At 55.4% G+C, this 13,658-nt stretch carries 16 protein-coding genes; 11 read left to right on the top strand and 5 right to left on the bottom strand.

Translation table 11 applies throughout. The features are described from left to right. Positions 1 to 48: 48 nt before the first annotated feature. Entirely contained in the window at positions 49 to 330 is a 282-nt protein-coding gene (locus Q0932_RS01845; protein ID WP_299349091.1) for an SCP2 sterol-binding domain-containing protein, read from the bottom strand. A 78-nt stretch (positions 331 to 408) separates the two neighbouring features. Then, positions 409 to 1,635 carry an argininosuccinate synthase gene (locus tag Q0932_RS01840; protein WP_299349088.1) on the bottom strand — a complete coding sequence of 409 codons (1,227 nt, stop codon included), beginning with the start codon at positions 1,633 to 1,635 and terminating at the stop codon, positions 409 to 411. Positions 1,636 to 1,771: 136 nt separating this feature from the next. On the opposite strand from Q0932_RS01840, the gene Q0932_RS01835 reads away from it, so the two are divergent. Then, positions 1,772 to 2,500, top strand: coding sequence for a hypothetical protein (locus Q0932_RS01835; protein ID WP_299349085.1), 729 nt, complete (start codon positions 1,772 to 1,774; stop codon positions 2,498 to 2,500). 9 nt (positions 2,501 to 2,509) lie between these two features. Here Q0932_RS01835 and Q0932_RS01830 read toward each other — a convergent pair whose 3' ends face one another. Then, a complete protein-coding gene (locus tag Q0932_RS01830; protein WP_299349083.1) occupies positions 2,510 to 2,830 on the bottom strand; it encodes an Hpt domain-containing protein in 321 nt (106 codons plus the stop codon). Between the two features lie 158 nt (positions 2,831 to 2,988). Between Q0932_RS01830 and Q0932_RS01825 the strand changes: the two genes are divergently transcribed. After that, a complete protein-coding gene (locus tag Q0932_RS01825; RefSeq protein ID WP_366141373.1) occupies positions 2,989 to 4,257 on the top strand; it encodes a fused response regulator/phosphatase in 1,269 nt (422 codons plus the stop codon). On the opposite strand, the gene Q0932_RS01820 is transcribed toward Q0932_RS01825, so the two are convergent. After that, entirely contained in the window at positions 4,254 to 4,691 is a 438-nt protein-coding gene (locus tag Q0932_RS01820; RefSeq protein ID WP_299349081.1) for an NUDIX hydrolase, read from the bottom strand. The two genes, Q0932_RS01825 and Q0932_RS01820, sit on opposite strands and share 4 nt — an antisense overlap. 77 nt (positions 4,692 to 4,768) lie before the next feature. On the opposite strand from Q0932_RS01820, the gene Q0932_RS01815 reads away from it, so the two are divergent. The 7 genes from Q0932_RS01815 to Q0932_RS01785 all read left to right on the top strand — a co-directional run bounded on the left by Q0932_RS01815 (position 4,769) and on the right by Q0932_RS01785 (position 11,925). Then, a complete protein-coding gene (locus Q0932_RS01815) occupies positions 4,769 to 5,761 on the top strand; it encodes an Hsp33 family molecular chaperone HslO (protein ID WP_299349078.1) in 993 nt (330 codons plus the stop codon). After that, positions 5,736 to 6,350, top strand: a complete 615-nt coding sequence (locus Q0932_RS01810) for a CoA pyrophosphatase (protein ID WP_299349075.1) — start codon at positions 5,736 to 5,738, stop codon at positions 6,348 to 6,350. The genes Q0932_RS01815 and Q0932_RS01810 overlap by 26 nt, the downstream gene beginning before the upstream one ends. Continuing rightward, complete coding sequence (locus Q0932_RS01805; RefSeq protein ID WP_299349071.1) at positions 6,347 to 7,504, top strand: CCA tRNA nucleotidyltransferase; 1,158 nt, start codon at positions 6,347 to 6,349, stop codon at positions 7,502 to 7,504. The genes Q0932_RS01810 and Q0932_RS01805 overlap by 4 nt, the downstream gene beginning before the upstream one ends. Further along, positions 7,450 to 8,106, top strand: coding sequence for a LysE family transporter (locus tag Q0932_RS01800; protein ID WP_366141372.1), 657 nt, complete (start codon positions 7,450 to 7,452; stop codon positions 8,104 to 8,106). The genes Q0932_RS01805 and Q0932_RS01800 overlap by 55 nt, the downstream gene beginning before the upstream one ends. A gap of 169 nt (positions 8,107 to 8,275) precedes the next feature. Then, a complete protein-coding gene (locus tag Q0932_RS01795) occupies positions 8,276 to 10,117 on the top strand; it encodes an ABC transporter ATP-binding protein (RefSeq protein ID WP_299349068.1) in 1,842 nt (613 codons plus the stop codon). A gap of 5 nt (positions 10,118 to 10,122) precedes the next feature. Continuing rightward, positions 10,123 to 11,340 (top strand): class I SAM-dependent RNA methyltransferase, encoded by a 1,218-nt coding sequence (locus Q0932_RS01790; protein WP_299349065.1) that lies wholly within the window; start codon positions 10,123 to 10,125, stop codon positions 11,338 to 11,340. A 90-nt stretch (positions 11,341 to 11,430) separates the two neighbouring features. After that, positions 11,431 to 11,925 carry a L,D-transpeptidase family protein gene (locus Q0932_RS01785; RefSeq protein WP_299349063.1) on the top strand — a complete coding sequence of 165 codons (495 nt, stop codon included), beginning with the start codon at positions 11,431 to 11,433 and terminating at the stop codon, positions 11,923 to 11,925. Here the strand turns inward: Q0932_RS01785 and Q0932_RS01780 are convergent, their stop codons facing one another. Further along, positions 11,926 to 12,483, bottom strand: coding sequence for a CAP domain-containing protein (locus tag Q0932_RS01780; RefSeq protein WP_299349061.1), 558 nt, complete (start codon positions 12,481 to 12,483; stop codon positions 11,926 to 11,928). A gap of 166 nt (positions 12,484 to 12,649) precedes the next feature. Here Q0932_RS01780 and Q0932_RS01775 point away from each other — a divergent pair, with 166 nt between their 5' ends. Then, the gene (locus Q0932_RS01775; protein WP_299349058.1) at positions 12,650 to 13,243 is read left to right on the top strand and encodes a L,D-transpeptidase; all 594 of its coding nucleotides are present in this window, start codon (positions 12,650 to 12,652) and stop codon (positions 13,241 to 13,243) included. 146 nt (positions 13,244 to 13,389) lie between these two features. Further along, a complete protein-coding gene (locus Q0932_RS01770) occupies positions 13,390 to 13,569 on the top strand; it encodes a hypothetical protein (RefSeq protein ID WP_299349055.1) in 180 nt (59 codons plus the stop codon). The last annotated feature ends 89 nt before the right edge of the window (positions 13,570 to 13,658 follow it).

Below are 13,658 nucleotides of genomic sequence, written 5' to 3'. Positions count from 1 at the left end.
GGCCATGCGGCCCATTCACCTCGGGATATTTTTTGCCAAAAGAAGCCGTCAGCCGAGCAACTTCCCCAGCTTCATCGCGACACCCATGTCACCCGAAACCTTGAGTTTTCCAGTCATAACGCCTGTCATCGGGTTCAGTTTGCCGGTCAGCAGCTTCACCAGGTTGTCGAGCGTGATCTTGATGGTGCAGTCAGTGTCCTGATCTGTCGTCGTCGCCGTGCCTTCGTTCAGCACCACGACTCCGTCGTCACCACAGTCGAATTTCAGCGATCCGTCAAAGGATTTGGATGCCAGTTCCTTTTGCATCCGCTCGACGATTTGTTGCAGCATTTCAGGGCCCCCAATGAAAAACACCCGCCAACTGGTAGGCGGGTGCTGAATGTTTCTCAACGCTGACGTTGCAGGAGCTTACTTGGCGACCCGCTTGTTCCGCATCGCGATCAGCTTCAGGCGCAGCGCGTTCAGCTGGATAAAGCCTGCCGCATCGGTCTGATCATAGGCGCCCATATCTTCTTCAAACGTCACATGCTCTTCTGAATAGAGCGAGTGATCCGACCAGCGACCCACCACGCGGGCGAGGCCCTTGTAGAGTTTCATGCGGACGGTGCCGGTGACGTGATCCTGGCTGGCGTCGATGGCGGCCTGCAGCATTTCACGCTCTGGCGAATACCAATAACCGTTGTAAATCAGCTCGGCATATTTCGGCATCAGCTCGTCTTTCAGATGCATTGCGCCGCGGTCCATGGTGATCGATTCGATACCGCGGTGCGCATCCAGAAGGATGGTGCCGCCGGGTGTTTCATAGATCCCACGCGACTTCATGCCGACATAGCGCCCTTCGACCAGATCAAGACGGCCAATACCGTGCTTGCGGCCATACTCGTTAAGCTCGGTCAGGATCGTGGCAGGCGACATTGCCTTGCCGTCGATCGACACAGCGTCGCCTTTTTCAAAGCCGATCTCAATGTACTCGGGCGTGTCCGGTGCGTCTTCTGGGTGCACAGTGCGCTGGTAGACGTAATCGGGTGCGTCCTCAGCCGGATCCTCGAGAACCTTGCCTTCGGAAGATGTGTGCAGAAGGTTCGCGTCAACCGAGAAGGGGGCTTCGCCACGTTTGTCTTTGGCAACGGGAATCTGGTGCTGTTCAGCGAACTCAAGCAAGCGGGTCCGCGAGCCAAGATCCCATTCACGCCAAGGTGCGATCACCTGAATGTCGGGGTCAAGCGCATAGCAGGCCAGCTCAAAACGCACCTGGTCATTGCCCTTGCCCGTGGCGCCGTGGCTGACGGCATCCGCATTATGCTCGGCGGCAATCTCAACCAGACGCTTGGAAATCAGCGGCCGCGCAATCGACGTCCCCAACAGATACAGGCCCTCGTACTGCGCATTGGCGCGGAACATCGGGAATACAAAGTCTCGGACAAACTCTTCGCGCAGGTCTTCGATGTGGATGTTTTCCGGCTTGATACCCAGCATCTCAGCTTTCTTGCGGGCAGGATCAAGCTCTTCACCCTGACCAAGGTCAGCGGTAAAAGTAATGACTTCGCAGCCATATTCGGTTTGCAACCATTTCAGAATGATCGAGGTATCGAGGCCACCGGAATAGGCCAGGACAACTTTCTTGGGCGCGGACATATCGGATTCCCTTTAAACGTACATCGCAGGCGCGATAGCGGGTTTTCTGCATCAGGGCAAGAGATCGACAAATGGCGTCTTGCCACAGAGGGTGAAAAAGACTTTGTTACCCGAGTTCTTAAGGGGAGAAATCACGGTGAGCGGCTGGAAACTCTTTGTCCATTCTGTGCGAATGGTAATGGTCAATTGGCCTCACGCGATCAGGGTCTCTGTGCCATTGATCGTCTGCTACGTGGCCGGGTTTCTTTTGATCGGAGACATCATGGTTCAGGATCTGGAGCCCGGCGTGCCGCCAGAGGATCTGGGGCCGATTTTTGGTATGGTGTTGTTGATCGTTATTGGGTCCATCTGGACGGTTGTTGCGTGGCATCGCTTTGTTCTGCTTGAAGAATTTCCAAATGCCGTGCCGACATTTCACGGCGGCCGGATTCTTTCCTACATCGCGATTTCTTTGCTGTTGGCCTTGGTGATCGGGGTTCTAAGTGGGGTCTTATTGTTTGTCGGCGCTCTTTTCGGGCAAGCCATCCCAGCCCTGATGTTGGGTGTTACTGCGATCGCAATGATCTTTGGAATCTGGGTTTTTTATCGCCTGTCCCCGATTCTTCCGGCGACCGCCGTGGGCAGTACACTGACATTCCGACAGGCATGGGAGGCGACAGCGCCCTTGTCCACTACTGTAATGATCGCTGCAGCATTGACCTTTGCGGTCAGCTTTGTGCTGTCGATTGTTCAGGGCGCGTTGACCGGAATGGTTCCGGCGATTGGGTTGTCTTCCGCAATCGCAGCCAACTGTTTTATGACTTTGATTGGGGCGAGTCTGCTGACGACAATCTATGGCGTATCCATTGAGAATCGTGAACTCTGAGCTCCGAATTCAAGCTCTCAGGCCCTCTTGAAAGGCCTGTTTCGACGTCTTGTAGCTGCCAAGAATTTCCGGGATGTCGACACTTGCAGCGGCCTCCTCGGAAGATGCGGTCTCCCCTGCCTGACATAGGCCAGAGAAGTTTCGGAACCCCAGATTCAGGGCGCTTCCCTTTAGAAAATGCAGGTCCTCTCCCAAAGTCGCGTAATCCGGCGACTCGCGCAGCTTCTCGATGACCAGTTCAACTTCCTCAAGGAACAACTCAACCACTTCGGCAAAGTCTTCGGCGCCGATTTCCTCGCGCAACTCGTTCACTCGCTCCCAATTGATCAAGGCGTCCTCCTATGGTTGCTGCAAATCTTGAGGCCAAAGTCTTAAGAAACCCCTTTGATCCGGGGGTCGGCGCAATTTTAGAGTTCAACGATTATTAAGCCTCGCAGCGTAGGGCTGGGGTTCGTTCGTGTGTCTTCGGTTTTGTTTAAGGGGTTGGTGTGCTGGAACTGACAGCAGAGAAGGTGTTGAACACGGCCGGCGGTGCGATCCGTCGAGTGTTGGTTGTTGATGACAGCCGACTACAGCGCCGCATTCTCACGGCATCTTTGACCCGTGATGGCTATGAGGTGCTTGAGGCTGGCGATGGTAATGAGGCTCTTGAGAAATGCCGTGAGACCCCGCCTGATCTGGTGCTCAGCGATCTGGTTATGCCCGGAATGGACGGCCTCGCCTTTTGCAAAGCGTTCCGAGAACTTCCGGGGGATCAATACGGCTATTTCATCCTGTTGACCTCAAAGAGCGAAAAAGAAGAGGTCGTGCGCGGCCTAGAGGGTGGCGCCGATGATTTTCTGATGAAGCCGGTAAATGCCCACGAACTTCGTGCACGAATAGGCGCTGGTGAGCGGATTTTGCGCATGCAAAAAGAGCTGACGGAAAAGAATTCGATGATCTCTGAGACGCTGGATGAATTGCAGTGTCTCTATGATTCGCTCGACAACGATCTGATGGAAGCCAAGAAACTACAGCAATCATTGGTGCCGGATCGCTTTCAAGACTTTGGAACGGGTGCCGTGTCGCTGGAGTTGCGGTCTTCGGGCCACGTGGGCGGCGATCTGGTTGGGCAATACAGGATCAGTGACAGCCAAATCGGTCTTTATGCGATTGATGTCTCTGGCCACGGCATCAGTTCGGCTCTGATGACAGCCCGGCTGGCCGGGTATCTTTCGTCCTCTTCGGTAGAGCAAAACGTAGCCTTGCGGCAGCTACAGGACGGTACGCAAACTTACGTGCAGCCACATGAGGTCATCGCTAATCTGAACCAGATCATCATGGAAGAGATGGAGACCGAGCACTACTTTACGATTCTGCTTGCTGTGGTGGATTTGCAAACCGGTCGGATAGAAATGGCCCAAGCTGGTCATCCACACCCCGTGATTCAACGCGCAGACGGCAGGATCGAACAGGACGGGCCGGGCGGTTTGCCCGTGGGTTTGATTGAAGGTGCCGAGTTTACTCCCTTTGAAATCCAGCTTGAGCCTGGCGACAGATTGTTGGTGCTGTCAGATGGAGTCACAGAATGTCCGGAAGTGAGTGGCGAAATTTTGGGCGAAGAGGGTTTGACCGAAATGCTTGCTGGGCTTGCAGATCAGGGCGTGGAAACCATGCTTGAGGCGTTGATCTGGAAACTGTCGGAGTTTGCAGATGGTGTCGGCTTTCCGGATGACATCTCAGGGATCCTTTTTGAGTATCGGGGCCCGTGGATTTAGCAGTTCGCCAAATCAGCGAAATACCTGTCGCCGGGATTGGCCAATAGTGGGATCGCTTGTTCTGGTGGCAACCAGTGGGCGGTGTGGCCCGGCTCGGTTGGGGGGCCCTTTCGAACAGCCGGGCGCGCGGCGTAAATTGTGCACAGCTTTTCTGCCCAGATCTCGTATTCGGGCATATACACAAAGCGCCGAAACGCCCCCAGCCGGCGGGGATTTGAGATGCTGTACCCAGTTTCCTCATAAACCTCTCGGTACAGCGCAACGATCGGAGATTCCCCGGGATCAATCCCGCCACCGGGCAGCTGAAACTCATAGTCCGGCTCTGCCTGAAACGTCACCAGCATCTGCCCATGCCTCATCAGAACCGCATAGGCGCCCGGTCGCAGAGTATAGGCCACATCGCTTCGTGGCGGTTCTCCGAATCTGCGGATCATGATGTTGGCCCCTTTTCGTTCGACTTGCCGCCCTTATATAGTCGCGGTATGGCAAGGAAAGCCTTTAGGAACGCTCCATGACACTTGGTAATAAAATCGCCTGGGACGACACTGTGCTGCCGTTCCAACTGGACAATGCGGACATTCGCGGTCGCGTCGCACGTTTGGATGGCGTGCTGGATGGTGTGCTGAAGCAGCACAATTATCCGCCCGTGGTTGAAGCTCTGGTCGCTGAAATGACATTGCTGACCGCGCTGATCGGGCAAACCGTCAAACTCCGTTGGAAATTGTCCTTGCAGGTACAGTCCAATGGACCCGTACGGATGATCGCGACGGACTATTATGGTCCAACCAAAGAGGGTGAGCCCGCCCGCATTCGTGCCTATGCAAATTATGACGCGGATCGCATCACCGAAGGCGAACCCTTTGATCAGGTTGGAAACGGCTATTTTGCGGTGCTGATTGACCAAGGCAAAGGCATGGAGCCCTATCAGGGTATCAGTGGCCTGACTGGCGGATCGATCAAGGCCAGCGCCGAGGCCTATTTCGCGCAATCCGAACAGTTGGCAACACGGTTTGCCTTGCGGTTCGGCAAGTCGATCGAGCCCGGCGTCCCAGAGCATTGGCGCGCTGGCGGTATCATGCTGCAACACATGCCCAAGGCCTCGCCTCATGTGTCTGGCGAAGGAGGTAGCGGTGAAGGTGGGCTGTTGCTGGCACAGGACGTGCTGAACGACCAGGATGGGGAAAACTGGAACCGCGCCAATATCCTGTTGGACAGTGTCGAAGACCTTGAAATGATCGGCCCTTCTGTGTCGCCTGCGGATCTCTTGGTGCGCCTGTTCCATGAAGAATTGCCTCGGGTCTATGATGCTCAACCCGTTCAGTTTGGCTGCTCGTGCTCGGAAGATCGCGTACGCCAATCTTTGTCGATCTATTCGGTCAAGGACATTCAAAAGATGACGACACCCGAAGGCCGGGTCACGGCAGACTGTCAGTTCTGTGGCGCACATTACGATCTTGACCCCACAACTGTCGGTAAAGATGCAAAAGAGACAGGCAGTGCCTGATCCACTTGAACATGTTTTGAAGGCGCTGGGCCGTGAAACCGGCGCCTCGTCCGACTTTGACCTGAACCCAGACGTGGTTTTGCAGGAGGGTCGGAAACTGCGTCCGGCCGGTGTTTTGGTGCCGATTGAACTGCGCGATGGCGCGCCTTTTGTGATCCTGACGAAGCGGGCTTCGCATTTGAAACACCACCCGGGCCAGATCGCCTTTCCCGGTGGAAAACAGGATGAAGGCGACACAGATGTCATTGCCGCCGCTTTGCGGGAAGCCAACGAAGAGATTGGACTGCCGATCGACAACGTCGATGTTCTGGGAACATTACCGTTCCACGAAACCGTCACCAGTTTTACGGTCACGCCTGTTTTGGGCCGGGTTAGAGACACATTTGACATCGTTCCAGAGCCTGGCGAAGTGGATGAAGTCTTTTCGGTGCCTCTGGCTCATGTCACAGACCCGGCACGCTTTTCGGTACAATCCAGACGCTGGATGGGTCAGCGGCGATCTTACTTTACCGTCCCCTTCGGCCCCTATTACATCTGGGGCGCCACTGCGCGTATCCTGCGGGGGCTGGCCGAAAGGATGAACCCGTGACGCACATCTCCGGTGATTGGTTGGACAATCCGCAGACTAAGGCTGTTTGCGCGATGTTGACTGATGCCGGGTATCAAGCCCTTTTCGTCGGGGGCTGCGTGCGCAATGCGCTGATGGGAGTGGCGGTCAACGATCTGGATATCGCAACAGATGCACATCCACAGGTCGTCTTGGATCTGGCGCGGAAAGTGGGCTTTCAAGCCATCCCAACCGGCATTGATCATGGAACTATCACTGTGGTTTCTGGTGGGATCCCCCATGAGATCACGACATTCCGTAAGGATGTCGAAACGGATGGAAGACACGCTGTTGTCGCGTTTTCGTCTTGTGTTGAGGATGATGCGCGCCGTCGTGATTTTACAATGAATGCGCTTTATGCGCGGCCAGACGGAACGGTCGTTGATCCCTTGGGCGGCATGTCTGACTTAGAAGCACGTCAGGTGCGCTTTATCGACAACGCGCAACTGCGTATCCGCGAGGACTATCTGCGTATCCTTAGGTACTTTCGATTCCATGCTTGGTATGGTGATGCCTCCAAGGGTATGGATCCCGATGCACACGCGGCGATCGCGGAATGTGTCGAGGGAATAGCCGGCCTTTCGAAGGAACGGCTGGGCGCTGAGGTGCTCAAGCTGTTGGCGGCACCTGATCCAGCGCCAGCGGTAGCTGCGATGCGTCATGCCGGAGTACTTACGCAGGTGATCGAGGGTGCAGATGACCGTGCGCTTGCCCCTCTGGTGCATCTGGAAAGCCTGATAGGCGCTGAGCCCGACGCACTGACACGCCTCGCCGCATTGGGTGGGATGAATGTTTCAGATCGGTTGCGTTTGTCCAAGAAGCAGGCACGCCAACTGGATAAGTTGCGGGACGAAGTGGCCAGCGCCAAATCCGCATCGGCTTTGGCCTATCATCACGGCGTCCATACTGCGCGTGCGATCATGCTGTTGCGTGCGGCTCTGCTGGAAACACCATTGGCACAAACCTTGATGCAAGATCTCGAAACTGGCGCAAAGGCGGTGTTTCCAATAAAGCCCCAGGACCTCATGCCGGCGTTTCAGGGCGCAGCTTTGGGCGCAGAGCTGTCGCGGCTTGAGGGCTTGTGGATATCCTCTGGATTCACACTCACACGCGATACACTTCTGAGCCAGAAATAGTGACTATTCCCGCTTTTTTCGCTCAAATTGACCCACTTTATGCTTTTGTTTTTCTGGGTTTGTTTAGTCCGGGCCCGAACGTCATTCTTTTGACGTCCTCCGGCGCTCGCTTTGGCTTTCGCCGAACTCTGCCGCACCTAGGCGGAGTGGTCATTGGTGTCGGAGTTACGTCTGGTCTGACAGGTCTTGGAATCGGGACAATGCTTTTGCAGTGGCCTGTTCTGGAATGGAGCCTAAAGCTTGTCTCGGCAGTATGGATTATGTGGCTGGCTTTTCGGCTTTGGGTTTCGCGCCCAAACGACACGGGCGTCCGGGACCGCCCCTTTACTCTGACCGAAGCCGTGTTTTTCCAATGGGTCAATCCCAAGGTTTGGGTGGTCGCGTTGGCGGCCGCGTCGGCTTATGCGTCGGATCTGCCTCCGTATCTGGAGGCTCTTCGATTGGGCAGCGCTTTTTCTGGCCTGAACCTGTTTGTCTGTCTCTTTTGGTCCAGCACAGGGGCGTTACTGTCTTTTCTTCTGACAACTCCTGTGGCCTGGCAGATCTTTACGCGCAGTATGGCAATCGCACTGGCAGTCTTTTCAGTCATGGTCTTGATCTAAGGCGGTTGACATGGACCCGCCCTCTGGACCACAGTTTGCGGACCCAAAGAATAGGGAGGGTGCAAAATGTATCGAGGGATTTGGCTGACCTAAGCCACATTTGACCTCACTACGGCGTTGCCTGCTGGCTTTGCCGGACCATTTTGCATTTCCAACTTTGGATTCCCCCATGTTTAAGTTTTTCGAAAACCTTGTTGACCCTTATTGCGACTATCCCGAGACAGATACGCCGCCGCAGAAACTGTGGCCGTTTCTCTGGGCCTATTCGCAACCTTTCAAGAAGGTATTCTGGATCGCAGCGATCATGTCGATCATCGTTGCAGCCGTTGAGATCGGCCTGATCGGCTATATGGGCCGGATCGTCGACCTCCTGTCCGGCGAACCGGCAGAAGTCTGGACCTCTCACGGTTTTGAGCTGATCCTTGTGGCGCTGTTTATCCTGTTTTTGCGTCCGGTGATTCAGGCTTTGGACGTCTTGTTGATGAACAATACGATCCTGCCCAACTTTGGAACGCTGATCCGGTATCGCGCGCATAAACATGTGCTGCGGCAGTCGGTTGGTTGGTTCGAAAACGACTTTGCAGGCCGGATTGCCAATCGGATCATGCAGACGCCTCCGGCTGCCGGCGAGGCCGTGTTCCAGATCTTTGATGCAATCACATTTTCGCTCGCCTATTTCATTGGCGCGACGATCCTTTTGGCGGACAGTGATCCACGTCTCGTGATCCCAATGCTTGGATGGCTTGTGCTCTACGGCCTCTTGGTGCGCTGGACGATGCTGCGGGTTGGCCCGGCCTCTCAACGCGCATCGGATGCGCGGTCACAAGTCACGGGCCGCGTGGTGGATGCCTATACGAACATTCATTCGGTTAAGCTCTTTGCACACGATGATCGTGAAATGGACTATGCCAAGGAAGCGATTGAGTATTCGCGCGAGACATTTCGTGATGAAATGCGGATCTACTCGATCATGGATTTCTCATTGGTGTTCCTGAATGGCCTGCTGATTGTTTCGGTTGTTGGCTGGGGTTTCTGGTTGTGGATGCAAGGGTCTGCCAGCGTCGGCGTGGTCGCGGCGGCGACCGCATTGACCTTGCGGCTGAATGCCATGACGGGTTGGATCATGTGGGCGCTGACCACGTTTTTCCGCCAGTTGGGGGTTGTTGCAGAAGGCATGGAGACCATTGCCCAGCCCATCACGCTGGTGGATCCTCCAAACGCGAAGCCGCTGCAGATGCAGTCAGGAAAAGTCGAAATTCAGTCTCTATCCCACCACTATGGGCGTGGCGCCGGGGGTTTGGACGCGATCTCTTTGACCATCAATCCAGGCGAAAAAATCGGGCTGATCGGACGGTCTGGTGCGGGCAAGTCGACGCTGGTGAAGCTGTTGCTGCGGTTCTACGACGCCGAGGGCGGGTGCATCTATATCGACGGCCAGGATATCTCGCAGGTCACGCAGGGCAGCTTGCGCGACAAGATTGGCATGGTGCAGCAGGACAGTGCCCTTTTGCATCGGTCAGTGCGCGAAAACATCCTTTATGGCCGTCCGGATGCGACTGAGACAGAGATGCTGGAAGCGGCCAAAAAGGCCGAGGCGCATGAGTTCATAATGGACTTGCAAGACCCCGAAGGGCGCAGCGGCTACGAGGCGCAGGTCGGGGAACGGGGTGTGAAACTGTCCGGCGGACAACGGCAGCGGATTACGTTGGCGCGAGTCTTGTTAAAGGACGCTCCAATCCTATTACTGGATGAGGCGACGAGCGCGCTTGATTCAGAGGTCGAAGCGACTATTCAGGAAACGCTCTATGGCATGATGGAAGGCAAGACTGTGATCGCGATCGCGCACCGTTTGTCGACCATTGCGCGGATGGACCGCATTCTTGTGCTTGACGGCGGACACATCGTCGAAGAGGGAACTCATGGTGACTTATTGGCCAAAGGCGGGCTCTATGCCGGATTCTGGGCGCGGCAGTCCGGTGGCTTTATCAATGCCGATGACGACGCGGAGTAGGCGGTATGGTTGAGTTAAAGATAGAGCGCCTCGGGCACCACGGTGACGGCATTGCCGAGGGCCCGGTCTATGTGCCTTTGACCTTGCCCGGTGAATTGGTGAGCGGTGACTTGGAAGGTGATCGCTTGACCGGTGTGCGCATTGAGCGGCCTTCGGATCAGCGGGTAAAACCGCCCTGCCGCCACTTTAAGTCTTGTGGCGGCTGTCAGCTACAGCATGCCAGCGACGCTTTCGTGTCAGATTGGAAGCTTGGCGTTGTGGTGCAGGCTTTGGCTGCTCAGGGCCTTGAGGCCGAGATGAGGCCCATTGCTACGTCGCCTCCAGCCGCGCGCCGACGGGCAGTTCTGTCGGCCCGCCGCACAAAAAAGGGTGCCTTGGTCGGCTTCCATCAACGTGCCAGCGATGTGATTTGCGAAATCCCCGATTGCCGCTTGCTGCATCCTGATCTGATGGCGGCAATTCCTGTTGCTGAAGCACTGGCCGTGACTGGGGCAAGCCGCAAAGGCGCGTTGAGCGTAAATGCGACGCTGACTTCTGGCGGTTTGGATATAGCAGTGACCGGCGGCAAACCCCTGGATGGCCCTTTCTTAAGCCAGTTGGCACAAGAGGCTGAGAAACTTGGCTTGGCACGCCTGTCTTGGGAGGGGGAGGTCGTCGCGACGCGTCAGCCTCCGGTTCAGCGATTTGGGCGTGCAAATGTGGTGCCGCCGCCGGGCGCCTTTTTACAGGCCACGCAACAAGGCGAAGCGTCGTTGCTGGCGGCAGTTGTCGAAGCTGTTGGAGAGGCGGGAAAGCAGGGCGTCGACCTGTTTGCAGGCTGTGGGACATTTACTCTGCCGTTGGCCGAAACCTTTGAAATGCACGCGATCGAGTATGACGCCCCAATGCTGGAGGCCTTGGACAAAGGGTGGCGCGCGGCAGAAGGCCTAAAGAAAGTGACAACCGAGGCACGTGACCTGTTTCGAAATCCGTTGATCCCGCAGGATCTCAAGTATGATTTCGTCGTGATCGACCCGCCCCGTGCAGGTGCCGAGGCGCAAGTTCGCGAGTTGGCCGGTTCATCTGTTCCCGTCATCGCCTATGTCTCATGTAATCCTGTGACCTTTGCGCGGGATGCGGCCATTCTGGTGGCTGCGGGATATCAGCTGGATTGGGTGCAGGTTGTGGATCAGTTCCGATGGTCGTCGCATATCGAGCTTGCAGCGCGGTTTTCTGCCATCTGACCCGATCACGATTGCGCGAAACCGATCTGCGCGCTATCCGCATGCCGTCGAAAGCGCTATTGTCTAAAAAAACAGGACGAGGACAGGTCGATGCGGTGGATATCATGGGTGTTGGTTGCGGTTATGCTAACCAGCCTGTCGGCATGCTCTTCCAAGTTCAAAACCTATGATGGCCCAGAGGTCACGCGGGTTTTGATCTATAAAGAAAATCGGAAAATGTACCTGATGCACAATGATGAGGTGCTGAAGACCTATGATGTCGGCTTGGGGTTTGAGCCTTTGGGGCACAAAGAGATCAGGGGCGACGGCAAAACGCCCGAAGGGGACTATCGCGTCGACCGGCGCAACCCGAATAGCGAATTCCACCTTTCAATTGGGATCAATTACCCGAATGCCCAAGATGTCGCCTATGCGCGGTCAATCGGGAAAGACCCTGGCGGGGACATCTTTATTCACGGCCGCCCTTGGCAGTATCGCAAGGGTGGTGTCGACTGGACGGCGGGATGTGTCGCTGTGACCAACCGCGAAATGGAAGAAATCTATTCTATGGTTGGGATGGGCACCGTGGTTTCGATTTACGAATAGTTACCCTGAAACCGGCGGGGAGGCTGGTGCCGCATTTTGAACTTGCGGGCCTTCAAGTCGGGTTCCAGTCACCAAAGTCCACCAAATCTTGCCGCTCTTTTCTTGGAACCATGCAATACCGAGGTCCTGCGCTTCTGGGGTCATAAGAATCTGCTTGGTGTCTTCCTGGGCCAACCATGCCTCAAGGGTCTGCATTTCATTCTCGTAAGTTTCCGAGATGGTTTCCCCAAGAAAACGCCCTTGATATCCGACACGTTGAACACGTTGGATTGGCGATGATCCGTCTGAACCGAAATGCCATGGGCGGTTTTGGATCGACATATCACGCGCATGAGTCGCCGCAGCAGCGTTGAGCTGTGCGTTCAATTCTAGCGGGGCGGCTCCAGAAGCCTGACGCAACGCATTGACCGAGTCGAGAACCCGATATTGGATTTTGGCCGTGCTGTTAGACGAGATTTTATACTGTTTGGCGCCGGTTGCACCGCCATTGCTGGTTGTTGTGTCACAACCTGCGACAGCCAGTGTCGAAGCCAAAATTAGTGCCAGGAATCGCGTCATTGTCTGTTCCGTCTTTGAACTATGACCGCACGTGTATCGCAGGCAGCGTTGCCTTGAAAACCCACATCAGCGTGAGATTGCCAAATGACAAGTGTTTGATTTGCGACTGAGGCATTCTCGCCATATTAATACCGGATCGACCAGCAGACTTTCGCCGAGGATCAAAATGACAGACAAATCCAACTCTCGTTTTGGCCGCCGCGCCTTTCTGGCGAGCGGTGCCGCGTTTCTAAGCGCGCCAGCAATTGCCCAGACCGCAAACACGACCGAGGTCGAGCGTGACATTGATGAGGTGGTTGTGCGCAACATATCAAGCTTCCGTTCGCTTGATTGGCGCCCCTATTTCTCAAACACCCGTAACGGCGCCATTCTGGTCGATGTGACCTCGCGGGCGCTTCACTACTGGTCCGAGGATCAATCGGTCTACAAGCTGTATCCATCGTCTGTCCCTTTGACAGAAGACCTTACGCGACGTGGACGCACCAAAGTTATTCGTAAAGTTGAGGGCCCAAGCTGGACACCGACGCCTGCGATGAAGAAGCGTAACCCAGAATGGCCGCCCCATGTGCCACCTGGTCCCGACAATCCACTGGGCACGCATGCGTTGTATCTAAGCTGGACCTATTATCGGATACACGGCACCCATGATACGCGTAAAATAGGGCGCAGATCGTCCAACGGATGCATCGGTCTTTACAACGAACACATTGCTGAATTGTTCAGCTTGACCAAAGTAGGCACGCAAGTGTTGCTTATTTGACGACATTTTGTCTCTCACGCCCTGTCACCTGCAATCTTGGGTTTGCAATCCACCCCCATTGCTGTTTAGACAAGGTTACGAGGTAAGTCTTGGGAGCTTTGCGTCGCCCATATTGCCGACGTGAAGCTAAATATCTGGAGGATACTATGAAAAAACTCGTTCTCGCCGCTGCACTGACCGCCGCTGCATCGACCGCATTTGCCGGTTCGATGGCTGACCCAGTTGTAGAGCCTGAAATCGTTGAAACTGAAGCATCGTCTTCTGATTCTGCGATCTGGGTTCCGCTTCTGCTGATCGCGATCGTTGCCGCAGCAGTATCGCTGTAAGCGCGTATTACGCATCTTTGCGAATTTGGGAAGGCGGAGCCATTGGCTCCGCCTTTTCTTTTTAGAATCACTTCTTTGCCTTGATTAGG

This window comes from uncultured Shimia sp. (assembly GCF_947498095.1).
Lineage (GTDB): Bacteria > Pseudomonadota > Alphaproteobacteria > Rhodobacterales > Rhodobacteraceae > Shimia.
Note: the sequence above shows the minus strand (reverse complement) of the source record. Positions and strands in the feature narration are given on the sequence as shown.